18 protein-coding genes and 1 pseudogene are annotated in these 23,105 nt (G+C 65.3%); 9 read left to right on the forward strand and 10 right to left on the reverse strand.

What is annotated here, in order from left to right; translation table 11 throughout:
- The first annotated feature begins 77 nt into the window (after positions 1-77).
- Positions 78-1,277, forward strand: a complete 1,200-nt coding sequence (locus tag ACOJB8_RS29240; protein ID WP_475015721.1) for an LLM class flavin-dependent oxidoreductase — start codon at positions 78-80, stop codon at positions 1,275-1,277.
- A 44-nt stretch (positions 1,278-1,321) separates the two neighbouring features.
- Here ACOJB8_RS29240 and ACOJB8_RS29245 read toward each other — a convergent pair whose 3' ends face one another.
- Both ACOJB8_RS29245 and ACOJB8_RS29250 read right to left on the reverse strand, forming a co-directional pair.
- Positions 1,322-2,674: an LLM class flavin-dependent oxidoreductase gene (locus ACOJB8_RS29245; protein ID WP_368728662.1), complete on the reverse strand. Its 1,353-nt coding sequence runs from the start codon at positions 2,672-2,674 to the stop codon at positions 1,322-1,324.
- A 28-nt stretch (positions 2,675-2,702) separates the two neighbouring features.
- A complete protein-coding gene (locus ACOJB8_RS29250; RefSeq protein ID WP_475015723.1) occupies positions 2,703-3,938 on the reverse strand; it encodes an acyl-CoA dehydrogenase family protein in 1,236 nt (411 codons plus the stop codon).
- Between the two features lie 324 nt (positions 3,939-4,262).
- Here ACOJB8_RS29250 and ACOJB8_RS29255 point away from each other — a divergent pair, with 324 nt between their 5' ends.
- The 4 genes from ACOJB8_RS29255 to ACOJB8_RS29270 are packed head-to-tail and all read left to right on the forward strand — an operon-like array spanning position 4,263 to position 9,289.
- Entirely contained in the window at positions 4,263-5,327 is a 1,065-nt protein-coding gene (locus ACOJB8_RS29255) for an ABC transporter substrate-binding protein (protein WP_475015725.1), read from the forward strand.
- A 56-nt stretch (positions 5,328-5,383) separates the two neighbouring features.
- A complete protein-coding gene (locus tag ACOJB8_RS29260) occupies positions 5,384-6,979 on the forward strand; it encodes an ABC transporter substrate-binding protein (protein WP_475015727.1) in 1,596 nt (531 codons plus the stop codon).
- A gap of 42 nt (positions 6,980-7,021) precedes the next feature.
- Complete coding sequence (locus ACOJB8_RS29265; RefSeq protein WP_406954145.1) at positions 7,022-8,074, forward strand: aldo/keto reductase; 1,053 nt, start codon at positions 7,022-7,024, stop codon at positions 8,072-8,074.
- A gap of 18 nt (positions 8,075-8,092) precedes the next feature.
- The gene (locus ACOJB8_RS29270; RefSeq protein WP_475015729.1) at positions 8,093-9,289 is read left to right on the forward strand and encodes an acyl-CoA dehydrogenase family protein; all 1,197 of its coding nucleotides are present in this window, start codon (positions 8,093-8,095) and stop codon (positions 9,287-9,289) included.
- Positions 9,290-9,345: 56 nt separating this feature from the next.
- Here the strand turns inward: ACOJB8_RS29270 and ACOJB8_RS29275 are convergent, their stop codons facing one another.
- Positions 9,346-10,308 (reverse strand): sulfonate ABC transporter substrate-binding protein, encoded by a 963-nt coding sequence (locus ACOJB8_RS29275; protein ID WP_475015731.1) that lies wholly within the window; start codon positions 10,306-10,308, stop codon positions 9,346-9,348.
- A 216-nt stretch (positions 10,309-10,524) separates the two neighbouring features.
- On the opposite strand from ACOJB8_RS29275, the pseudogene ACOJB8_RS29280 reads away from it, so the two are divergent.
- From ACOJB8_RS29280 to ACOJB8_RS29295, 4 genes and pseudogenes are all read left to right on the forward strand, one after another.
- Positions 10,525-11,351 (forward strand): annotated as a pseudogene (locus ACOJB8_RS29280) (MetQ/NlpA family ABC transporter substrate-binding protein).
- A gap of 56 nt (positions 11,352-11,407) precedes the next feature.
- Entirely contained in the window at positions 11,408-12,637 is a 1,230-nt protein-coding gene (locus ACOJB8_RS29285) for a porin (protein WP_475015733.1), read from the forward strand.
- Between the two features lie 140 nt (positions 12,638-12,777).
- Positions 12,778-13,953 (forward strand): fumarylacetoacetate hydrolase family protein, encoded by a 1,176-nt coding sequence (locus ACOJB8_RS29290; RefSeq protein WP_368605810.1) that lies wholly within the window; start codon positions 12,778-12,780, stop codon positions 13,951-13,953.
- 17 nt (positions 13,954-13,970) lie between these two features.
- The gene (locus ACOJB8_RS29295; RefSeq protein WP_475015735.1) at positions 13,971-15,416 is read left to right on the forward strand and encodes an aldehyde dehydrogenase (NADP(+)); all 1,446 of its coding nucleotides are present in this window, start codon (positions 13,971-13,973) and stop codon (positions 15,414-15,416) included.
- Between the two features lie 89 nt (positions 15,417-15,505).
- Here ACOJB8_RS29295 and ACOJB8_RS29300 read toward each other — a convergent pair whose 3' ends face one another.
- The 7 genes from ACOJB8_RS29300 to ACOJB8_RS29330 form a co-directional block, all read right to left on the reverse strand.
- Complete coding sequence (locus ACOJB8_RS29300) at positions 15,506-16,879, reverse strand: MFS transporter (protein WP_475015737.1); 1,374 nt, start codon at positions 16,877-16,879, stop codon at positions 15,506-15,508.
- A gap of 39 nt (positions 16,880-16,918) precedes the next feature.
- Positions 16,919-18,379, reverse strand: coding sequence for an NAD-dependent succinate-semialdehyde dehydrogenase (locus ACOJB8_RS29305; RefSeq protein ID WP_475015739.1), 1,461 nt, complete (start codon positions 18,377-18,379; stop codon positions 16,919-16,921).
- Between the two features lie 78 nt (positions 18,380-18,457).
- Complete coding sequence (locus ACOJB8_RS29310; RefSeq protein WP_475015741.1) at positions 18,458-19,165, reverse strand: GntR family transcriptional regulator; 708 nt, start codon at positions 19,163-19,165, stop codon at positions 18,458-18,460.
- Positions 19,166-19,176: 11 nt separating this feature from the next.
- Complete coding sequence (locus tag ACOJB8_RS29315; protein ID WP_475015743.1) at positions 19,177-20,265, reverse strand: ABC transporter ATP-binding protein; 1,089 nt, start codon at positions 20,263-20,265, stop codon at positions 19,177-19,179.
- Positions 20,266-20,281: 16 nt separating this feature from the next.
- A complete protein-coding gene (locus ACOJB8_RS29320; RefSeq protein WP_069268006.1) occupies positions 20,282-21,076 on the reverse strand; it encodes an ABC transporter permease in 795 nt (264 codons plus the stop codon).
- A 1-nt stretch (position 21,077) separates the two neighbouring features.
- Positions 21,078-21,962, reverse strand: a complete 885-nt coding sequence (locus ACOJB8_RS29325; RefSeq protein ID WP_069268005.1) for an ABC transporter permease — start codon at positions 21,960-21,962, stop codon at positions 21,078-21,080.
- A gap of 40 nt (positions 21,963-22,002) precedes the next feature.
- Positions 22,003-23,034 carry an ABC transporter substrate-binding protein gene (locus ACOJB8_RS29330; protein ID WP_342946175.1) on the reverse strand — a complete coding sequence of 344 codons (1,032 nt, stop codon included), beginning with the start codon at positions 23,032-23,034 and terminating at the stop codon, positions 22,003-22,005.
- Positions 23,035-23,105: the final 71 nt, after the last annotated feature.

Raw genomic sequence — 23,105 nt, forward strand, 5'->3', positions numbered from 1 at the left:
GGCACGTGTTTAATCAATGGATCGACCAATCGACTAGCACGGCGCCCGGCGCCGCAACGACCTCCAAGGTGTCTGTCTTGAGCGAAATTCCCGTGGCCGAGCCGCGCACTTCCTCCGTGGCGTCGACGCCCTTCGTGCCTGTAGCCTCCCCCGCCGCCTTCTCCGATAGTCCCGTGGCGCGTGCATTCGCGCAGCCGCTCATGCTGGGGCTGTTCCTGCCGATCCAGGCTGGCGGCTGGAGCGCATCGACGCTGCCGCGCGGTACGGACTGGTCGTTCGACTACAACGCCGCGCTCGTGCAGAAGTGCGAAGCGCTCGGATTCGATCTCATTTTCGCCCTGTCGCAATGGCTGCCGAAAGGCGGCTATGGCGGCGTTTTCGACGGCCATGCGCTCGACTCGTTCATGACGCTGGCGGCGCTGACCGCGCGCACCGAGCGCATCATCCTGGCCGCCACGACCCATGTGCTCTACGGGCCGTGGCACCCGCTGCATTTCGCGAAGTTCACGGCTACACTCGACCACATCTCGCGCGGACGCTGGGGCGTCAACGTGGTGACGGGGCACCGCGCCGTCGAACACGAAATGTTTGGCTGGAACCGCATCGAGCACGACCGGCGCTATGAGATGGCGGCCGAATTTCTCGACGCCGTGCAGCAGTTGTGGGCGCAACCGGACAACTTCAGTTTCGAGCCTGAAATTTCGAGCTGGCGCCTGCAAGGCGCGTACGTCACGCCCAAGCCGCGCTATGGGCGCCCGCTGCTCATCAACGCGACGGGCTCCGACGCGGGGATCGACTTCGCCGCGCGCTACTCCGACGTGGTGTTCATCACGAGCCCGGCGGGACCGCAGATCGATCGCGCGCTGGAAGCGCTGCCCGCGCACACCGCGCGCGTGAAGGCCGCGGCGCGCGCGTATGGGCGCGAGGTGCGCACGCTCATCAACCCGATGGTGATCTGCCGCGAGACGTCCGCCGAGGCACGCGCCTATCACGATGCCATCGTCGCACATGCCGACGAGGGAAGTTTTCACCGTTTCGACAGCGATGCACATGCCTGGCGCGGCGGTTTCGAAGATCGTGCGAAGGCCGCCTCACGCGCGGTGGGCGGCAACATCGCGATCGTGGGCTCGCCTGAAGAGGTGGCCGACAAGATCATCGAGCTTCACGCGGCAGGCGTCGACGGCGTGCAACTGAGCTTTTACGATTTTCAGCCCGACCTCGACTTTTTTGGCGAACGCGTGCTGCCTTTGCTGCGCGAGGCCGGCCTGCGCCGCTGAGTGGCATACTCGCGGCGCCCGAAGCGCGCCGCGCGAGCCCCACGTCAGACGCGCTGAAGCTCCTCGCCAATCGCCGCCACGCCCACGGCAGGCCGCTCGAGCCCGAGATGCGAGCGCAAGGTATTGCCTTCGTATTCGGTTCGAAAGAGCCCACGCCGTTGCAGGATCGGCACTACGCCGTCAACGAACGCCTCCAGCCCGTCCGGCAGCGCGTCCGGCATGAGGTTGAAGCCGTCGGCGGCCTCGCCCTTGAACCAGTGCTCGATATCGTTGGCGATCTGCTCAGGTGTGCCGACGATCACGCGATGACCGCCGCCGCCCGCGAGCGCGCGGATCAACTCGCGCACCGTGTGGCCGCCTCGCCGCGCCTCGGCGATCGTGGCATGGAAGAACGTGTGATTGCCATTGCCGCCGTTGGGTAGCGCGAGGTTATCCGGCAGGCGCGCGTCGAGGTCGAGCTGATCGGGTGAAAGGCCCAGTGTGCCGGCCAGACGCGTGAGGCTGTAGCGCCAGGGAATCTGCTCGACGAGTTCGTCGCGCCGCCGCAGCGCCTCGGCTTCGGTTGCGCCGATGATCGTCGTGAGGCCCGCGAGCACCTTCACACCCTGCGGGCGCCCGTATGCTGCGGCGCGCGCATTGAGGTCGCGCCGGTACGCCACCGATTCCTCGAACGACTGCGAAGCGGAGAATACGGCCTCGGCATGACGCGCCGCGAGATCGCGGCCATCCCCCGATCCGCCCGCCTGCACGAGCACAGGATGACCTTGTGGCGCACGCGGAAGATTCAGCGGCCCCTGCACCCTGAAAAAGCGGCCATCATGTTCGACAGGCCGCACCTTCGTCGCGTCGATGAAACGGCCGCTCGCCTTGTCGCCGATGAAGGCGTCGTCGTCCCAGCTGTCCCAGAGGGCCTTGACGAGTTCCGTGAACTCCGCAGCCCGCGCATAGCGCTGCGCGTGATCGGGCACCGTGTCGTGGCCGAAATTGCGCGCCGACGGCAAATCGGCCGTCGTCACGACGTTCCAGCCCGCACGGCCACGGCTGACATGATCGAGCGTGGCGAAGCGACGCGCGATGTTGTACGGCTCGTTGTAGCTCGTGGAAGCCGTGCCAATCACGCCGATGAGCGTGGTCGCCGCCGCAATGCTGGCGAGCAGTACCGTGGGCTCGAGCGCCGTGATCGGACGGAAGTCGATCTGGTCGATGATCGCCGCGTTGTCGGCAAGAAAGACCGCATCGAATTTCGCGCTTTCAGCGAGTTGCGCGACCCGCACATAGTGCGCTACGTCCACGAATGCGCGGGGATCGGCATCGGCGAGACGCCACGCCGATGGCACGAAGCCCGAATGCAGGATATTGACGTTCAAATGCAGGCGGCGCGACGAAATTCGGCTCATTCTTTGGACACTCGCTCGATCGTGGGTTTCAAAAAACGCGGCCTTCGGTGAGGTGGGTCGTCACGCCGTTCAGGGCATAGTCGCCCACGACGCGCGCTTTGTGCAGCAGCGGGTTGTGACTGAAGATCGTGCGCAGGTTGCGCCAGTGCCGGTCGAAATTGTGCGCGCGCGAAGTGGCCGAAGCTCCGCCGGCTTCGAACAGGCGCTCGGCGGCTTCGAGCGCCAGCTTGCTCACCACGAGTTGCGTGCGCGCCGTCGCCAGTGCGCCTTCCAGCACGAGCTGATCCGCGTCCGGCGCACCCGCGCGGATCGCCTGCGCCGATCGATCGAGCGTGCGGGCGTTCTCGCGCACCAGCGCGTCGATCGCATGGCTGTGCGCGGAGAGCGTGCCGACGACCTGCTGAATGAAGGCATCCTCGCGTGCGGAGGGCGCCGTGCTGTGCAGTACGGGGCGCCCATGCTCCACCACGTAGCGCTTCGCATCCGCGACCACGTTGCGAACGATGCCCGCGGCCACCGCCACCAGGTGGAGTTGCCGCAGCGCGCCGCCATGACGGCCGGCGAGCGTGGCCAAGCCGCGTTCGGTGATTTCGTCCGCACGCACCAGCAGGTTCTCGAACACGAGACTGCCGCTCGCCGTCATGCGCTGCCCCATGCCGTCCCAGTCGTCGAGCACCGTGAGTCCTTCGCGCCGCACCGGCACGATCGCCACCACCGGTTGCCCCTCGTCCTTCAGCACGCTCAGGCGCGCGTAGTCGGAAAAGGCCGTGCCGGTCGAATAGTATTTGCGGCCGTCGAGCCGGTAATGCTCGCCGTCGCGCCGGAGCGCCGTGGTGTATTCGCCCGGACGCGACGTCCCCAGTTCGGTCGAGGCGCCGCCGAAAATCGCGCCGTCGATCACGCGCTGGATCTGCAGATCGTTGAACGGCGTGCGAGCCGACAGCAGCAGCGCTTCGGTCTGGTCGTAGTGAATCCGCAGCGCGTGGGCGAGATTGCTGTCGGCCGCGGCCAGCGTGGCGATCACGTCGAATTCGTCCACGAGCGAGCCACCCAGGCCGCCCCATTCGACCGGCAGCCGGAGGCGTCCCAGCCCCGAGCGCCGGAATGCGTCGAAGCCCTCGAAAGGCAATTCGCGACGCCCTTCGCGCGCAGCCGCCTCTTGGCCGATTTCATTCGCGAGCGCAGGCAAGTCGGCGAGCGCATCCTGCAACGACAGACTGGCCGCGCGAGCGCGCACCGGAAGTTGAGTGGGAAGAGCGGACATTGAGTTTTCCTTTTTGTCAGGCCCGCGAATTGTTTGATTCCCGGGCGGCCACGGGGCGGCTTGTCAAAAGGAAAAGTATAGGGAGCGCATTGCCCGCGACTAACCACGGAATTCGCATTTTGTTATTCGCATCTCTGCGTTGGCCGGCGGTTCGCGCAATCGGGCAGCACGGGGTTGCGGCCAAAGTAAATCACTTCCGCGCACGAACCTATTTCACGATTCGTTCTTTGACCTCGCCGCAAGCGCTTGCCGATAATCGATTGTTCCATGCCGCCCGCGCAGAGATCGTGCGCAATGCGCCTTGTTCGCCACCGAGGAATCTTGATGACGCTGCTCTGGTACACCCGTTGCCCTGCGCCGACGCCATTCGGCATTGCCGCCCAGCAAGGATTGCTGCAGGAAGAATTCGCTGCCGACGGCATCGAAGTGAAGGCATTGCAGGACGCCGACGACCCGGCCATTCGCCGCTCGCACTTCACGCATACGCAGCCGTGGTCGTTTCGCCAGGGCGGCAACATACCGGCGCTATGGGCGCGGGCGCAGGGCAGCGATACGCGGCTCATCGGTTTGAGCTGGGTCGATGAGTTCCAGGCGCTCATCACGCTCGATTCGCACCTCACGCCCACGCGCGCTTCGCTCCCGGGGCGCCGCTTCGGATTACCGATCAATGCCGCCGCTGGCGTCGTCGATTTCCATCGTGCCACGGCTTTGCGTGGCTTTCATACGCTGCTCGAAGCCATCGGCGTCTCGTCAGCCGAGGTCGAATTCGTCGATCTGCCGCATGCGCCCCGTGGCCTCGCCCACGCAAAACCGGACGAATCCGCACCGCTCGGCGAATGGCTCGATGCGCAGCGCGCTCACGAGTTTTCCCGCGAGGCGGCGGCGCTTCTGCGCGGCGAGGCCGACGTAGTGTTCGTCAAAGGCGCGACCGGCCTCGATATTGCCAACGTGCTCGGCGCGCGCGTGCTGGTCGACATCAGCGCGCATCCCGACCGGCGGGCGCACGCCAACAACGGTACGCCGCGCCCGCTTACAGTCGATGCGCAACTGCTGCGCGAACGCCCCGATCTCGTCGAACGCGTGCTGGTTCGCACGCTCGACGCGGCCGCGTGGGCTGGCGCGCATCCCGGCGAAGTCACGCGCTATGTCGCCCGCGAAGTGCGCAGCGCCGAGCACTGGGTGACACGCGCGTATGGCGCGGGCCTGCACCGGCAACTCGCGATCGGACTCGATGCCGCAGCGCTCGACGCGCTCGCGCACTTCAAGCGCTTTCTCTTTGAGCAGGGCTTTATCGCGGACGATTTCGACTTCGCGCAATGGGTCGATCCGGCGCCGCTCGAGGCGGCGCTGGCCCGCCGCGCGGAGCGCGCCGGCGTACTCGCAGGCTAACCAAAGCGGCGCTGCCTGCCAGCGTCCATTTCCTCTTATCGTCTGTTGCCGAACCGATGATCGCTCACCTCCTGCGCGCGGCGCCACGCCGTGTCGTTCTCATGCTCCTCGTCATGGCGAGCGTGGCCGCTCACGTTGCCGCGCACGCGCAAACGCGCGGCGGCACGCTCAATTTCGTGGTGACGCCGGAACCTACTGCGCTCGTGGATGTCGCAACGACGGCAGTGAATGTCCTCAAGGTCAGCCCGAAAGTGATTGAAGGTTTGCTCGACTACGACTTCGATCTCAAGCCCAAGCCGCTGCTCGCCACCTCATGGGAGATCGAGGACGGCGGCCGCCGCTATGTGTTTCATCTGCGGCACGGCGTGAAATGGCACGACGGCGCGCCGTTTACCTCGGCCGACGTTGCATGGTCGATCGAAACGCTGCGCCGCGTGCATCCGCGAGCGCGCACCACCTTCGCGAACGTCACCGCGATCGCCACGCCGGACCCCTATACGGTCGTGCTGACGCTCAGCGAGCCGACGCCATGGTTGATACGCGCGTTCTCGGCTTCGGAAACGCCGATCCTGCCGAAGCACCTCTATGAAGGCAAGGACGTGCTCGCGAATCCGGCCAACAACGCGCCGATCGGCACCGGACCGTTTCGCTTCGTCAAGTGGGTGCGCGGCAGCTACATCGAATATGCGCGCAATGACGACTACTGGACCGCCGGCAAGCCGTATCTGGACCGCATCATCGTGAAGATCATCGCCGACCCCGCCGCGCGCGCGGTGGCGTTCGAGGACGGCTCGGTCGATCTCGGCGGCGATACGCCCGTGCCGCTCGCCGACCTCGACCGCCTCAAGGCGAATCCGAAGCTCGGCATCGAGACACGCGGCTACGAGTTTCAGGCGGGCGTGGCGCGCATCGAGTTCAATCTCGACAATTCGGTGCTCAAGTCCTTGAAGGTGCGTCAGGCGATTGCCTCGGCGATCGATCGCGAAGTGATCCGCAGGGTCATCTACTACGGCTACGCGACGCCCACCGCGAGCCCGCTGATGCCGTCGGACCCCTACTATGACGCGGCACCCGCGCCCTACCCGTTCGACATCGCGCGCGCCAACCGTCTGCTCGACGAGGCCGGTTATCCGCGCAAGGCGGACGGCACACGCTTTGCGCTCACGCTCGACCCGCTGCCCATCGGCGACCTGCCCGCCCGCACGGGCGAATACATCAAGTCGGCGCTCGCCCGCGTGGGGATCGCTGTGACGATCCGCAATCAGGATCTCGCGGCGTATTTGAAGCGCGTCTATACCGACCGGCAATTCGATTTCACCGTGAATGGCATGAGCAATCTGTTCGATCCGGTGGTGGGCGTGGCGCGTTTGTACACGACCGACAACTTTCGCCGCGGTGTGCCCTTCACCAACGGCTCGCACTACAGCAACCCGCAAGTCGACGGCCTGTTTGCGCAGGCTGCGCGGGAAAGCGATGAAACGAAGCGCAAGCAGCAGTTCGTGCAGATCCAGCGCATTCTGGAGCACGATCTGCCGGACCTGAATCTCGTGTCGCCGCAGTGGGTGACGCTCGCCTCGAAGCGTGTGCGCGACCACGCCATTTCACCCGACGGCACGGCCGCGAGTTTCGCCGATGTCTGGCTGTCGCGGTGAGCGCGCTCACGTCGCACTGTTTGAATGACTCAAGGAAAATCCATGGACTACCGGCAACTGGGCCATAGCGGCCTGAAAATCTCCACGCTGACGCTCGGCACGATGATGTTCGGCGGACCAACCGACGACGTCACGGCCGAACGCATCATCGAAGCCGCGCAGGAGCAAGGCGTGAATTCGATCGATACCGCCGACGTCTACCACCAGGGCGAGTCGGAGCGCGTGGTGGGCCGGCATATCGCGCGACAACGCGACCGCTGGGTGCTCGCCACGAAGTTCGGCAACCCCGTTGGCAACCCGCGCGAGATCAACGCGGCCGGCGCGTCGCGCAAGCACGTGATCCGCGCGGTCGAAGCGAGTCTCGGGCGGCTCGATACCGATTATCTGGACCTCGTGTATCTGCATCGCGAGGACCACCACACACCAGTCGAGGAAACCGTGCGTGCGCTGGGCGATCTGATCGCGGCAGGCAAGCTGAGACACTACGGACTGTCGAATCATCGCGCCTGGCGCATTGCCGAGTTCAGCCGCGTGGCCGATCTGCTGGGCGTGCCGCGGCCCGTTGCGAGCCAGCCGCTCTACAACCTGGCCAATCGCCAGGTCGAGGCGGAGCAGTTGAGCGCCGCCTGGCACTATGGACTTGGCGTGATCTCATACAGCCCGCTCGCGCGTGGCGTGCTGACCGGCAAGTACGAGCCCGGTGCCCAGCCCGGAGCCGACACGCGCGCGGGACGGCAAGACCGCCGCCTGAGCGAGACCGAATGGCGCGCCGAAACGATCGAGCTTGCGCGGCGCGTAGAGGCGCATGCAAAGGAGCGCAGCCTCACCGCCGCGCAATTCGCGCTGGCCTGGGTGCTCAATAGCCGCTATATCACTTCGGCGATCGCTGGACCGCGCACCGAAGCGCAATGGCGCGACTATCTGCCCGCGCTACAGTATCGTCTCGATGAGGATGACGAAGCATTTGTCGATTCGCTCGTGGCAAGCGGCCATCCCTCGACACCGGGGTTCAACGACCCCGGTCACCCGTTCTTCGGACGCCTCGTGCGCCATGGCACCACGCAAGACCTGCGTGCGCCGGGCGGCGAACGCTAATTGCCCAGGGAGAGCACCGTGAACGCATTCACTCCGGACGCCGCGCTCGCGCGCGACGAGGACCAGGCCGCCGCGCTGATCGAGCGCGCGGCGCTGCTCGGCCGCGCGTTTGCCGCCCTGGCCGACGAGCATGACCGCAATGCCACTGCGCCGCTCGAGCAGTTCCGCGCATTGCGCGAAGCGGGCCTGCTGCGCGCGAATATTGCCCGCAGCGACGGTGGCTTCGGCGCGGGGCTCGCGGTGGCGCGTGCGATCGTCGCCGAAATCGCCTATGGCGATCCATCGGTCGCGCTCATTCTCTCGATGCACTACAGCCAGCACGCCATGATCGTGCACGACGCGCGCGAGCAAACGGGAAACTGGCCCGCAGCGCTCGCGCAGCGCCTCACGCGGGCGAGCGTGGAAGGCCGCGCGCTCGTCAACGCGGCCCAGGTCGAGCCCGCGCTCGGTTCGCCCTCGCACGGCGGCCTGCCAGACACGCTCGCGCACCGCGAAGGCGCCTCGTGGCGCATCACGGGACACAAACTCTATGTCACGGGCGCACCCCTGCTCACGTGGATCAACGTGCTTGCACGCACCGACGAACCCGAGCCGCGTCTAGGCCATTTTCTCGTCCCCCGCGAGGCGGCGGGCGTGCGCATCGTAGAGACCTGGGACCCGCTCGGCATGCGGGCGAGCGCAAGCCACGACGTGGTGTTCACGGACGTGGCGATTGCCGTCGACGATGTCGTCGGCTTGAGACCGGCCCATCTCGGCGTGCAGCGCGATCCGCACGCCACGGCGTGGTACTTCAGTCTGGTCGGAACGGTCTACGACGGCGCGGCGCGTGCCGCGCGCGACTGGCTGCTTGCTTTCCTCACCGGGCGCAAGCCTGCCGCGCTAGGCGGGGCGGCGCTCGCCACCGTTCCCATCGTGCAGGAAAGCATGGGACGCATCGAGATGCTGCTGGCGAGCAACGACTGGCTGCTGCGCACCCATGCCGACGCGATCGACGCAGGTACGGCGCCCGCAGAGTTGTCCGCCGTCGTCAAACATAACGTGGTGGACAATGCGATTCAGGCCGTGGATATCGCGCTCGAACTCGCGGGCAATCATGGGATCGCGCGGCACAATCCGCTCGAGCGCCATCACCGCAACGTGCAGTGCGCGCGCATTCACGCGCCGTCCAACAGCTTGTTGCGTACCATGGCGGCGCGCCGCGCGCTGGGCTTGTGAGCTGTGAGAAAGCCCCGGCGCGCGGGAGCGGCCGGGGCTGATGAAAAATCGTCACGCTAAACGATGCCTGGCGCTGCCGCTTCGAGCACGTTCACGCGCTTCGGAATCAGCTTGAGGTCGAAGAAGGTATTGGCGATCTGCTGCTGCTCGGCGAGGATGGCTTTCGTGATCGGCCCCGTGCCGAACTGCGCGCGCCCGATCGCCTCTCTGACCACGTCGTTCGGCAAGCCCCATACTTGCGCAAGCTGCGTGGCGAGCGCGGCGCGGTTGGCCTGCCCCCACTGATCGATCTGGCTCAATTCGTCGATGAGGATCTTGATGACATCCGGGTTCTGTTTTGCGTAGCTGAGCGACGAAAAATAGTAGGCGCGGTTGCCGACCACGCCGCTCGCATCGGCGAGAATGCGCGCATCGAGGGTCTTTTGCGCGGCGGCGAGAAACGGATCCCAGATTACCCACGCATCGATGGCGCCGCGCTCGAACGCCGCGCGCGCGTCCGCGGGCGCCAGGAACACGACTTTCACGTCACCATACTGAATGTTGTGCGCCTGCAGCAGCTTGACGAGGAAATAATGGACGTTGCTGCCGCGATTGAGCGCGATGGTCTTGCCCTTGAGATCAGTCACGCTGCGAATGGCCGAGGCGTGCGGCACGAGCACCGCTTCCGCCTGCGGCCGCGGCACCGTGGCCGCGACATAAGCGAGCGGCGCACCGGCCGCCTGCGCGAAGATGGGCGGCGCCTCGCCCACGTCGCCGAAGTCGATCGAGCCTACGTTCAGGGCTTCGAGTTGCACCGGGCCTGCATCGAACTCTGTCCATGTGACCGCGACGCCGAGGGGCGCAAGCCGTTTCTCCAGCGTTCCGCGTCCTTTCAGCAAACTCAGATAACCTTTCTGATTGCCTACGCGCAACGTACGCGATGCGCTGGCCGCGCGCGCGGGAAGCGCGCCGAGCACCGGCAACGCGGCGAGCGCAGCGGCTCCGGCTGAGATTCGAATGAAGTTGCGGCGTGCGTTCATGCGTGGCTGCCTCGGCAATAGATAGAAAGAAGCCAATGTTATAAGCCGCGCGGCAGCGTGAAAACCATCGAATCCTGCGCTTCTAATTCCCGCTAAAGATAACCGCGGCGCCTCGTAATCCCTGCGCGTGGCCGATATGTAAATCTCGATTAAATATTGGCCGTCCGCAAAGGGCCCAACCATAATCGGCCTTTCCAAACCATCAAGTCACTCATCATGCGACATCGATTAGTTATCCAAACGTTATTCTCCACTATCACGCTGTTTGCGCTGCCATCGCCGGCTGCCCACGCCGCCGAAACTGCCGCGCACGTGTTGCGAGTCGGCTTTGTTCCCGGACCGTATGCCGACGAATTCCGGGAAGGCGTCGAGCCACAACTCAAGCGCAAGGGTTACACCATCCAGTACGTGAACTTCAGCACTGGGCTTGAAGCGAACCAGGCTGTGTGGCACGGCGAAATCGCCGCCGACGTGATGCAGCACAGCGTCTATCTGAAGGCATACAACGACCGGAACGGCACCGACCTTTCAGCGTCGTGCAAGTGCCGACGCCCCCCATGGGCCTCTACTCGACCCGCCACCATTCGCTCTCCGAGGTGAAGGCCGGCGCAACGATCGCTGTGCCAAACGACCCCGTCAACCTCGAACGCGCGCTCAAGATTCTTCAAGAGATTGGCTGGATCCGCATTCGCGAGAATCCCAATCCCGTGGATGTTTCGGAGCGTGACGTGGTCGCCAATCCCGCCGGCATTCGCATCGTCCCGCTCGAAACCGCACAGGCGCCGCGTGCGCTCGAAGACGTCGATTTCGCAGCCATCCAGGGCAACTTCGCCATTTCCAGCGGGCACCGTCTGACCGAAGCACTGGCACTCGAGCAAATGCGCTCACCTTACGTGAATCAAGTGGTCGTCAAATCGGCGAACCGTAATTCGCAGGAAACGGCCGATATCGTCGCGGCCTATCGTTCAGATGAATTCCGCGCGGCAATCCTGCGCAACCCGACCTACCGGGGCTATCGCCTGCCCGACTACTTCCCGCATTAACTCTTTCGATGTTTCCGATGCCTTAGCCTCGACCACGGCTTGACAAGCCCACAACCATGAAAAAAACACTTCTCGCGCTCACTACCATCGCACTGTCGCCCGTCGCCGCCTATGCCCAAAGCAGCGTGACGCTCTACGGGATCGTCACGGGCAACGTGACGTACACGAACAACGTTCAGACGGCGGCAACGCCCGCCGGTGGCAAGCCCACAGGCGGCGGGCAGGTCGCCCAGTTCGACAGCGGCACCTCGGGCCCGAGTTCGAGCCGCTGGGGCCTGAAAGGCATCGAAGATCTGGGCGGCAGCGTGAAGACGCTGTTCGTGCTCGAAAGCGGCTTCAGCGTCAGCAATGGCACGCTCGGCCAGGGCGGCACCCTGTTCGGCCGTCAGGCCTGGATCGGGGTCACCGCGCCCAACTACGGTACCGCATCGCTCGGGCGTCAGTCGGACGCCGCGGTGGATTATGTGTCGCCGCTGCTCTATGCCTGGTACTTCGGCAACCTCGCGATCCATCCGGCCGACTATGACAATCTGAATTTCACGCACCGCATCAACAACGCGATCAAGTACAGTTCGGACTCCTTTGGAGGATTCCGGTTCGGCGCGCTGTACAGCCTGGGCGGAGTAGCCGGCAACTTCACGCAGAATCAGTATTGGTCCGCGGGCTTCAGCTATACCGGGCCGAGCGTTGCCGTCGCGGCATCGATCATCAACGCGCGCAATCCGAACACTTCGCTCTATGGCACCAATGCGAATGCGAGTGCCACCGGCAACAATCTCGGCTCCGCCGGGTCCGCCACGACGCCGGCATCGAACCCGTCCATCTCGGGATTCGCGTCCGCCCGCACGCAACAGACGGTCGCCGTGGCCTCGACCTGGACGATCGGCTCCGCCATCCTGGGCCTCGCCTGGTCGAACACGCAATACCGCGATCTCGGCGCCACTGCCGCGCTGAACACGCAGAACTACCATGGCACGGCCTCGTACAATACGGTGGGGGCGAGCGTGCGCTACCAGGTCACGCCCTTCCTGCGCGTCGGCACCTCGTTCGATTACACGAACGGCGGCAACCTGAACGGTACGGGCGGCGCGCGCTACGAGCAGTGGAATCTGGGCACCGGCTACTCGCTCTCGAAAGCCACCGAGCTGTATGTGACGGCTGCCTACCAGCATGCGAGCGGGGTCGATTCGTGGGGCCGCCAGGCAGTCGCGGACATCGGCTATCTCTCGCCCTCGACAACCTCGAACCAGGTTGCGGTGTCGGCCGGCATCAAGCACCTGTTCTAACCCGCATTACGGGCCGCCGCCGGGTCATTCTTCCGCGGCGGGCGATCGTCCAGCCAGTTGGACAAAGAGGCGTTCCTTTGGACGCGCACGCGCATCCGCCCTACGATGCGTGTCGCCACGCTCAATCCGGAACGCCCGCCATGTCCTCAACATCCGCTTATCTCCCGCACGATCTCGATAGCGCGCTGCTCGTCGGCCGTGTATGGCGGCCCACGCCGGAGGGTGACGGGCCGTGCGTCGTCGTGGTGCGCGGCGGCATGGTCTTCGATATTTCGCAGGTGGCCCCCACCACTGCCGACTTGTTCGAATACGACGATCTGCTCGATGTCGTGCGGCATACGCCAGGCGAGCCGCTGGGCACGGCCGAGGCCCTGCTCGAACACAGCTTCGCGGGCGATCGCCCCGCGGATCGCCCCTGGCTGCTCGCGCCCTGTGATCTGCAGGCCATCAAGGCGTGTGGCGTGACGTTCGCCGTGAGTCTTCTGGAACGCGTGATCGAAGAACAGGCCGGTGGCGATCCCGCCAAAGCCCAGGACGTGCGCACTGAAATCACGAAGCTGATCGGCGCCGATCTTTCGAAAATCAAGCCGGGGTCCGAGGCCGCGATCAAGCTGAAGGAAGAACTTCAGCGCCGTGGTGCGTGGTCGCAATACATGGAAGTCGGTATTGGGCCGGACGCCGAGGTGTTCTCGAAGTCCCAGCCGATGTCCTCCGTGGGCTTCGGCGCCGATATCGGCCTGCATCCCGCCTCGGCGTGGAATAACCCCGAGCCCGAGGTCGTGCTCGCGGTCAACAGCCGCGGCGAGGTGGTCGGGGCGACGCTCGGCAACGACGTCAATCTGCGCGACATCGAAGGCCGCTCGGCCCTGCTGCTCGGCAAATGCAAGGACAACAACGGCTCGTGCGCGATCGGACCGTTCATTCGTCTGTTTGATGAAGGCTTCACGCTCGACACGGTTCGTACCACCAGCGTCTCTCTGCGCGTGGAAGGCGCCGACGACAACTTCCTGCTCGAAGGCGTGAGCCACATGCAGGAAATCAGCCGCGATCCGCTCGACCTCGTTTCGCAGGCATGGGGCCGCCACCATCAGTATCCGGACGGTTTCATGCTGTTCCTCGGCACGATGTTCTCGCCGATCAAGGACCGCGACGCGCCCGGCGGCGGCTTCACGCATCACCTCGGCGACCGGGTCACGATCAGCGCGCCGCCGCTTGGCGCCATCGTCAACACCGTGCGCCTTTGCACCGAAATCGAACCGTGGACGTTCGGCGTGCGCGCCCTTTATACCAATCTCGCCGAGCGCGGTCTTTTTTAATCTGGAGTGAATTCGTAATGCAGACAGAAAACAACGCGTCTTTCGCGCGTATCGACGAAGCCGCCGCGCTCGCGCGTGAAGCACAGGCCGTCTACGGCGCGGCTTCGCGTGCCGTGCGCAGCGCCCTGTTGCGCGGCCTCGCCGACGCGCTCGAGCGCGACGCCGCGCAGCTCGTCGCCATCGCCGACGAAGAAACGTCGCTCGGCGCCGCGCGCTTGAATGGCGAACTCGCGCGCACCGCGTTTCAGCTGCGCGGCTTCGCCGAGCGCGTGGACGCGGGCGTCGCCAATCGCCACCTCGACGACGCGGCCGTGGCCGGCGCGCCGCCCGCGGGCCGCCCGCACCTCACGCGCGTGCAACTGCCGCTCGGGCCGGTGGCCATGTTCTCGGCGAGCAATTTCCCGTTTGCGTTCTCGGTGCTCGGCGGCGATACGGCCTCGGCACTCGCTGCGGGCTGCACGGTGATCGTCAAGCCGCATTCGGGCCATCCCGAACTGTCGCGCCGCGTGCATGCGCTCGCCGCGCGGGTGCTGCGCGAACAGGGCCTGCCCGAAGGCGTGATTGCGTTCGTCGATCAGGCGTCGCGCGAAGCGGCCGTGCATCTCGTCGGTCACGCCGATGTCGCGGCGGTGGCGTTCACGGGTTCGTATCAGGGCGGCGTGGCCCTGTGGCGCGCGGCCAATGCGCGTCGCCGGCCGATTCCGTTTTATGGGGAACTCGGCTCGATCAATCCGCTCGTCGTGCTGCCGCAAGCCCTTGCGGAAGGCGTCGATACGCCCGCCGCCACCCTCGCCGCTTCGATCACGATGGGCTGCGGCCAGTTCTGCACGAGCCCCGGGTTGATCGTCGTGCGCGACGACGCCGACGGCGAGCGCTTCGCACAGGCGCTGGCGCAAGCGTTGTCCGCGCAAAAGCCGCATGCCATGCTCACGTCCGCCATGCGCCACGGCTTCGAAAGCGCCGCGGCGCATATCGCGAGCCAGGCGGGCGTGCGCGTGCGTCTGGCCGCACCGGCAGACGACGAGCAATCCGCAGCGCCCGCGCCGCGTCTGTTCGAAACCGACGCGCAGACGTTCATCGCCAACGTAGCGCTGCACGAAGAGATGTTCGGTCCGGCCGCGCTGATCGTGAAGGTGCGTGACGAAGCGCAGACGCTCGACGTGCTCGCCGCGGTCGAAGGTTCGCTCACGGTCACGCTGTGGGGCGCGCAAGCCGATACGCCGGAAAATCGTGCGCTCGCAGTCGCTGCGCAACGTATCGCAGGTCGCGTGCTGTTCGGCGGCGTGCCGACGGGCGTTGCCGTGTGCGATGCGCAGCAGCATGGCGGCCCGTGGCCCGCTTCGACGCAGCCGCAAACCACCTCGGTCGGTTATGCGGCCATCGAGCGCTTCCTGCGCCCCGTTGCGTTGCAGGATGCGCCGCAATGGGCGATTGCCGCGACGAGCGGAATGGCATCGGCATAAGGCAACGCGTAACACGCACGATTGAAGCGGTAAAAAAAGCGGAGACCGGATATTGAATCCGGTCTCCGCTTTTCACTTTCAGCATTGAGTTACTCGCTATCTGCAACCTGCCTGGGAACGGCAAGCACAGCAAGCGCCGCTGCGAGGCCCGCGCCCGCAAATGCGTAGAAGTTCCACGGCAGCGGCGCGCCCGCCTGTGCCAGCGCGCCGCCGATCAGCGGCCCGGCGATTGCGCCGAAACGCCCTATTCCCAGCGCCCAGCCAATGCCCGTCGCCCGGTTGCGGGGCGGATAGTAGCGCGTGATGTACGCGCCAAGCAGCATCGTGTTGCCGATCGTGCCTACCCCGGCAATGCCCACGAGCACATAGGTTTGCAGCGTGCCATGGGCGAACGGCAGTGCGCACAGGCTGGCTGCGGCGAGCAGGTAGAGCACGCTGACCACGCACTTCGAACCCAGGCGGTCGGCCACCGCGCCACCAAGCAGCGAGCCCAAAGCCGCGGTTGAATTGAGTACCACCAGCAATGCAAGGCTCGATCCGAGCGGGAAGCCGGCCTTGCGCATGAGTTGCGGCAGCCAGGTGCTCAGACCGTAGAGCAAAAGCAAGCCCATGAACATCGCGATCCAGAACGCCAGGGTGGCGCGCACGGTGGACGCGTCGAAGAGCGCGCGAATCGGCGCGGCTTTTTCAGCATTCATAGCGTGCACGGCCCGCGCCCCGGTTTCGTTCTCTAGCGCCGAATGTCGAATGCCGAGCGCTTGTGCAACGCCGCGTGCCTCTGCGATGCGGTTTCTCGCCAGCAGGAACTCCAGCGACTCCGGCAAATGGCGCGCCGTGAGCGCCACGAGGATGAGCGGCGCGGCGCCCACACCGAACAGCAACCGCCAGCCGTGCGTCGGCAACCAGTTCATCGCGAGCAGCGCGACCAGAATGCCGCCCAGCGAATATCCCGTGTAAATCAAGGCATAGTTGAAAGAACGGCGCCCAGGCGGCGAGTATTCGACCGTGAGCGCCGCCGCGGTCGGCACGACGCCGCCAAGCCCGAGTCCGCCCACGATCCGCGCGACGACGAACCAGGCTGGCGTGGGCGCGAGCGCGGCGGCCGCCATCATCGCGGAGAAAAGCGCCGCACTGCCGAGCAGCATGCGGCGCCGGCCGATCATGTCGCTGAGCGTGCCTGCACCCATGGCGCCGATCATCATGCCCGCCAGCGAGCAGCTTGCGATCGCGCCGAGTTGCAGCGCCGACAAGGACCAGTCGGTGCCATGCGTGAGCATGGGCAGCACCGCCCCGTAAATCGCGACGTCATAGCCTTCGGCAAGGATCATCGCAAGGCAGATCGCGACGACTCGCACCGTCACGCGAGTGGGTATCGCAACGGAAGCGGGATCGAAGCGGTAGTCCGCTTCGCTTTGCGCGCGTTCCAGCGTGACCTCGGCGCTGCTTGATGACGACGTATTCATGGCGGCGTGTCCCCATTCTTTTTTGTGTGAATCCGGCGATCAAACCGCCATGCACAGGTACTTGATGACGAGATAGTCATCGATGCCGTAGTGCGACCCCTCCCGGCCCAGACCCGATTGCTTCACGCCGCCGAACGGCGCGACCTCGTTCGAGATCAATCCGGTATTGATGCCCACCATGCCGTATTCGAGTTGCTCGGCCACGCGCCAGATACGGCCGATATCGCGGCTGTAGAAGTAGGCGGCGAGGCCGAACTCCGTGTCGTTGGCGAGCTTCACCACTTCTTCGTCGCTCGAGAAACGGAACAGCGGCGCGAGCGGGCCGAACGTCTCTTCTCTCGCTACATCCATTTGCGCGGTGACGCCGGTCAGCACCGTGGGCTCGAAGAAGCCGTGGCCGAGCGTGTGGCGCTTTCCGCCCGTGGCGAGCGTCGCGCCTTTGCCCACTGCATCGGCGATATGCGCTTGGACCTTTCTGACCGCTGCCTCGTTGATGAGCGGTCCGAGCGTGACGCCGCCCTCCGTACCGTGCCCGACCTTCAGCCCCTTAACGGCTGTCGCGAGCTTCGCGGCGAACGCGTCGTACACGCGCTCATGCACGTAGAAGCGATTCGTACAGACGCACGTTTGCCCGTTGTTGCGGTACTTCGAGGCGATGGCGCCTTCCACCGCGGCATCGAGATCCGCGTCGTCGAACACGATGAACGGCGCGTTGCCGCCGAGTTCGAGCGTCACCTTCTTCACTGTGGGCGCGCTTTGCGCCATCAGCAATCTCCCGACGCCCGTCGAACCGGTAAACGACAGCTTGCGAACCACGGGACTGCTGGTCATCGCGCCGCCAATCGCCTTGGGATCGCCAGTGACGACGTTGAGCACGCCTCTGGGCACGCCGGCCCGCTCCGCCAGCACCGCCAATGCGAGCGCGGAGAACGGCGTGGCTTCTGCAGGTTTCACGACGATCGGGCAGCCTGCCGCGAGCGCCGGGCCCACCTTGCGGGTAATCATGGCCGTGGGGAAATTCCACGGCGTGATGGCGGCGCAAACGCCGATCGGCTCCTTGATGACAACGAGCCGCTTGTCCGAAGCGGGCGTCGCTAGCGTGTCGCCCGCCACGCGTTTGCCTTCCTCGGCGAACCATTCGATGAACGACGCGCCGTAGGCGATCTCGCCTTTCGCTTCCGCGAGCGGCTTGCCCTGTTCCGCGGTCAGGATCAGCGCGAGATCGTCGGCGTGCTCGATCATCAGGTCGTACCAGCGGCGCATGACTGCCGCACGCTCCTTCGCTGTGTGGGCCCGCCATGCCGGCCACGCGGCATTGGCCGCCTCGATGGCTCGCGTCGTTTCGGCTTCTCCCATCAAAGGCACGCTGCCGAGCGACGCGCCCGTCGCCGGGTCGAACACGTCGAAGCTCGCGCCCGAGTCGGCCTTGCACCATTGCCCATCGATATAGGCTTGATGGCGCAACAGCGCCGCGTCCTTCAATAGGGTCTTCAATTCCACGTGACTTTCCTTCGATGCATAAAAAGTTGATGGCCCACTCAGGCAGAGCACGCCAATAATCAGTACAGCCAGGCTGCGTTATCCTGCCTGACGCCACGACGCGTGCTCGTGCCCCTCCGCCAGCAGCTGGCGCGCAATCTCGGCCACTCTGTCCACGTGCGCGATCGCGGCCTCGCGTGCGCCGGTCGCGTTGCCGGCTTGAATGGCGCTCAGGATGCGGTGCATTTCATCGACAGCCTGGCGGCCGCGGTCATCGGAAGCGATTGTCAGGGCCCGCAAGCGGTTGATGCGCGCCGTCAACGACTGCACGATCTCCCAGGCCACGCGCTTTTGCCCGGCAATGAACATGCGCTCGTAGAAGGCCGTGGTGAGTGCTCGCACGGCATGATGGTCCTGCGCTTCGAAGGCCGCCTGAATCCGGTCGATGAAGCCGGCGAGATCCGCGACGATGCTCTCGTCAGCATGCTGCGCGCACGCCATGGCGGCTTCGCCTTCAAGGAGGGCGCGTATTTCGTAGATCTCCGCCGCCGTCTCGAAGTCGAGCACGGCGACGATCGGCCCCTGGTTCGGAATCGAGTCGACGAGACCCTCCGTTTCCAGATGCCGCAATACCTCCCGCACAACGGTGCGGCTCACGCCGAGAATTTCGCACAGCGAGCGCTCGACCAGCCGCTCGCCTGGATGAAAGTGCGCCTCCAGAATGGCCGTGCGCATTTTTTCGAGGGCGAGCTCCCGCAAGGTGGCCGTGGGGCGCTCGACCCGCAGCGATGGCAGTGCGTCACTCATGACAGCCGCCATCACGCTTGCGCGAACAGGCGCACGTCGCGCGCGTCCCAGTCGACGAGCGCCTGCGTGCCGATCATGATGCCGCCGTCGTGGCGATGCGCCGCCGGCATGCGAATCGAGATCTCCTGCTGCCAGGGCGTGGCTACCGCGTAGTGCATGGCGTCGCCGAGATAGGTGACGTCGCGCACCGTTACGGGCAAGCCTGTCGTGCCGTTTGCGTCTTGCAGCGAGCTGAGGCGCATCTGCTCCGGGCGGATCATCAGCGTGCCGTCGTCGCCGGCGGCGAGTGACGGATTGAACGCGTCCGATGCGATTTCATGGCCATTCGGGAACACGCCGTTCATGCGGCCTTCGCTGGTCTTCGTCACCTTCACGGGCAGGAAATTCGAATTGCCGATGAAGCTCGCAACAAAGCGCGAAGCCGGGTTCGCGTAAAGCTCCTCGCCCGTGCCGACCTGCTCGATGCGGCCTTTGTTGAACACGGCGATGCGGTCGGAGAGGCGCAGCGCTTCTTCCTGGTCGTGCGTGACGTAGAGAATCGTCACGCCCGTCTCCTGGTGAATGCGGCGCAATTCGAGCTGGATTTCCTCGCGCAGCTTCTTGTCGAGCGCCGAGAGCGGTTCGTCCATCAGCAGCACGGGCGGATCGTAGGCCAGTGCGCGCGCAATCGCCACGCGTTGCTGTTGCCCGCCCGAGAGCTGTGCGGGCATGCGGTCGCGGCACTCGGAAAGATGCACGAGCTTGAGCATCTTTTCCACTTTCGCCTTGACTTCGGCTTCGGGGCGGCGGCGCACGCGCAGCGGAAACGCCACGTTCTCGCCCACCGTGAGATGCGGAAAGAGCGTATAGCGCTGAAACACCATGCCGATGTTGCGCTTGTTGGGCGCCACCGCCAGCAGCGGTTTGCCGTCGAGCAGCACGCGCCCTTCCGTGGGCTCCTGGAAGCCCGCGACGATATAGAGCGTCGTGCTCTTGCCCGACCCCGACGGTCCGAGGAAGGTCATGAATTCGCCCTTGCGCACATCGAGCGACACCTGGTCGATGGCGACGACGTCGTCGTAGGTCTTGCGCAGGCGCTGGATTTGCAGGAAAGCAGTCATGGCTTGTTTACCTCGATTAGCGGCCGCGGCGCACGAGAGCGCCCGCCAGCATCAATAACGTTGTCAACGCGACGAGCAGCGAAGACGCCGCTGCAACGACAGGCGTGAGGTCCTGGCGCAGCGTGGACCAGATCCGCACGGGCAGCGTCTGCAGCGTCGGGCTCGACATGAAGATGGACACGACCACCTCGTCCCACGATGCGAGGAACGAAAAGATCGCCGCGGCGTAGAGCCCGAGCCGGATGGCCGGCAGCGTGACCTTCAGCTTCACCATCAGCGGTGAGGCGCCGCAAATGAGCGCAGCGTCTTCCAGCGACGTGTCGAAGCTCGCGAGCGAATTGCTGATCGAGATGATCGAGAACGGCAAGGCGATGATGAGGTGGCCGATCACGAAGCCCGTCATCGTGCCGTTCATGCCGACGCGCAGGAAGAACGCATAGAGCGCGACGGCGAGGACCACGACCGGCAGCACCATCGGCGTGATGAAGAAGGCCTGCACCGCGCCGCGCCCGCGAAACTTGCCGCGTACGAGCGCAAGCGAAGCGAGAAAACCGATGGCGACGGAAAGCACCGTGACGATCACGGCGAGCTTCGCGCTCGTTAGCAGCGAGTCGATCCAGCCCGCATCGGTGAAGAGCTGCCGGTACCATTCGAGCGTCCAGCCCGGCGCTGGAAAGATGAGCCACTGCGAGTCGCCGAAAGAAAGCGCGACGATAAAGACAATGGGCAGCAGGAGAAACAGCGCGACGGCCCCGCCCACGGCCAGCAACATCCAGCGCAGCGCGCCCAGGCGATCGAAATCGAGCAACATGTCAGCGCCCTCCGAGACTTGCGCGCGCGTTGCGCGTAAAGCGCAGTTGCAGCGCATAGAGCGAGAGCGTCACGGCGAGCAGCACGAATGCGGCGGCGCCGGCGAGGCCCCAGTTCAAGAGTTCCTGCACGAGCTGCGCGATGAGTTCCGCGAGCATCATGTACGAGGGTCCGCCCAGCAGCGCGGGCGTGACGAAGTAGCCCAGCGCCATCACGAACACCATGAGCGCGCCCGAGGCGACGCCCGGCATGGCGAGCGGCACGAGAATGCGCCAGAACGCCTGCCAGCGGCTCGCACCGCACACGGCGGCGGCGCGCAGCGTCGAAGGGTCGATGCTGCGCAGCGTGGCGTGCAGCGGCATCACGAGGAACGGCAGCATGATGTAGGTCATGCCGATCGTGACTCCCGTCAAGTTGTTGACGAGCGAGAGCGGCTCATGGATCACGCCGATCGCCATCAGCATACGGTTGATCGGCCCCGTTTCCTGCAACAGCACCATCCACGCGAAGGTCCGTGCGAGCAGGTTGGTCCACATCGACAGCAGCAGGATCGCGAAGAACACGGCGCTGACCTTGCGCGGCGCGATGGCGAGCAGCCACGCCATCGGAAAGCCGACGAGCAGCGTGACGAGCGTCACGACCGTCGCCACGAGGAACGTATTGCCGAACACGCGCAAATACGTGGTCGAGCCGAGCAACTGCTGGTAGTTGTGCAGACCCGGCGTCGGCTCCAGCACGCTGCGCAGCAGCAGCGAGAGCACCGGCAGCAGGAAGAAGATCACGAGCAGCAGCATGGCGGGCGCCAGCAGCCGCATGCTGCGCCAGTCGCGCCGTTTGCGCGTGGCCGCCGCGGCTGGTTGCGCGACGGTACTCAATACGTTAGGCATGGTGTTTCCTTTTGAACCGGTTCGCGACGACGGGACTCGCTTACTTCGATTGCCACGCGTACCAGCGCTTCGCAATCGCATCGCGGTTCTCGGCCCAGTACTTCATGTCGAGATTGATCTGCGATGCCTTGTATTGATCGGGCAGCGTCTTCGCCATGGCCGGCGACATCAGCGCGGCCGACTTCACGTTGATCGGCGCGTAACCGGTATCGGCCGCGAATTTGGCCTGGGCCTGCGGGCTCGTCGCTGCGGCGAGATACTTCATCGCCGCGTCGCGGTGCTTCGCGCCCTTCGGGATCACGAGCATGTCGGCGGCGGTGAGGTTCTGGTCCCACGAAATGCCGACGGGCACGCCGGTTTGCGCGAGCGCGTGCAGGCGGCCGTTCCAGAACATGCCGATCGGCGCCTCGCCCGATGCGAGCAGCTGCTGCGACTGCGCGCCGCCGCTCCACCACACGATGTCGCTCTTGATCGTGTCGAGCTTCTTGAACGCGCGGTCGAGGTCGAGCGGATAGAGCTTGTTGGGCGGCACGCCGTCGGCGAGCAGCGCGATTTCGAGCACGCCCGGCGCCGACCACTTATAGAACGTGCGCTTGCCCGGGAAGCGCTTGGTGTCGAACAGGTCGGCCCAGGCTTGCGGCTGCGCGCCCGTGTATTTCGCCTTGTTGTAGCCGAGCACGAACGAGTAATAGAAGCTGCCCACCGCGGCCTGCGACGCGAAGCGCGGGTCCAGCTCGTCTTTTTTCACCACCGAATAGTCGATCGGCTCGATCAGTCCGGCCTTCTGCGCGGCATAGGCGAAGTCGCCCTCCACGTCCACGACGTCCCAGCTCACGTTGCCGCTGTCGACCATCGCCTTGAGCTTGCCGTAGTCGGTCGGGCCGTCCATCAGCACGGTGATGCCGCTCGCCTGCGTGAACGGCTGCGCCCAATCCTTCTGTTGCGACGATTGCGTGGTGCCGCCCCAACTCGTGAAGACGATGGGGTCCGCGGCCAGTGCCGGTGCTGCGGCGAGTGTCGCTGCGCACGCAATGAACATCGGCGCGATAAACGAGGTGCTTCTGCTGCTCATGGCTATCTCCGGGGATACGGTTGGTTGTCGCTTCGTCAGGCCGGCTGCGGGAAGACCCGTCGGCTTCTTCA

This window comes from Paraburkholderia sp. BR10141 (genome assembly GCF_056155635.1).

Excerpts from the sequence above, each read along its gene's own strand:
- ACOJB8_RS29245 (WP_368728662.1), bottom strand. The coding sequence starts at position 2,674 with ATGAGCCGAATTTCGTCGCGCCGCCTGCATTTGAACGTCAATATCCTG.
- ACOJB8_RS29250 (WP_475015723.1), bottom strand. The coding sequence starts at position 3,938 with ATGTCCGCTCTTCCCACTCAACTTCCGGTGCGCGCTCGCGCGGCCAGT.
- ACOJB8_RS29255 (WP_475015725.1), top strand. The coding sequence starts at position 4,263 with ATGACGCTGCTCTGGTACACCCGTTGCCCTGCGCCGACGCCATTCGGC.
- ACOJB8_RS29260 (WP_475015727.1), top strand. The coding sequence starts at position 5,384 with ATGATCGCTCACCTCCTGCGCGCGGCGCCACGCCGTGTCGTTCTCATG.
- ACOJB8_RS29265 (WP_406954145.1), top strand. The coding sequence starts at position 7,022 with ATGGACTACCGGCAACTGGGCCATAGCGGCCTGAAAATCTCCACGCTG.
- ACOJB8_RS29275 (WP_475015731.1), bottom strand. The coding sequence starts at position 10,308 with ATGAACGCACGCCGCAACTTCATTCGAATCTCAGCCGGAGCCGCTGCG.
- ACOJB8_RS29285 (WP_475015733.1), top strand. The coding sequence starts at position 11,408 with ATGAAAAAAACACTTCTCGCGCTCACTACCATCGCACTGTCGCCCGTC.
- ACOJB8_RS29290 (WP_368605810.1), top strand. The coding sequence starts at position 12,778 with ATGTCCTCAACATCCGCTTATCTCCCGCACGATCTCGATAGCGCGCTG.
- ACOJB8_RS29295 (WP_475015735.1), top strand. The coding sequence starts at position 13,971 with ATGCAGACAGAAAACAACGCGTCTTTCGCGCGTATCGACGAAGCCGCC.
- ACOJB8_RS29300 (WP_475015737.1), bottom strand. The coding sequence starts at position 16,879 with ATGAATACGTCGTCATCAAGCAGCGCCGAGGTCACGCTGGAACGCGCG.
- ACOJB8_RS29310 (WP_475015741.1), bottom strand. The coding sequence starts at position 19,165 with ATGAGTGACGCACTGCCATCGCTGCGGGTCGAGCGCCCCACGGCCACC.
- ACOJB8_RS29315 (WP_475015743.1), bottom strand. The coding sequence starts at position 20,265 with ATGACTGCTTTCCTGCAAATCCAGCGCCTGCGCAAGACCTACGACGAC.
- ACOJB8_RS29320 (WP_069268006.1), bottom strand. The coding sequence starts at position 21,076 with ATGTTGCTCGATTTCGATCGCCTGGGCGCGCTGCGCTGGATGTTGCTG.
- ACOJB8_RS29325 (WP_069268005.1), bottom strand. The coding sequence starts at position 21,962 with ATGCCTAACGTATTGAGTACCGTCGCGCAACCAGCCGCGGCGGCCACG.
- ACOJB8_RS29330 (WP_342946175.1), bottom strand. The coding sequence starts at position 23,034 with ATGAGCAGCAGAAGCACCTCGTTTATCGCGCCGATGTTCATTGCGTGC.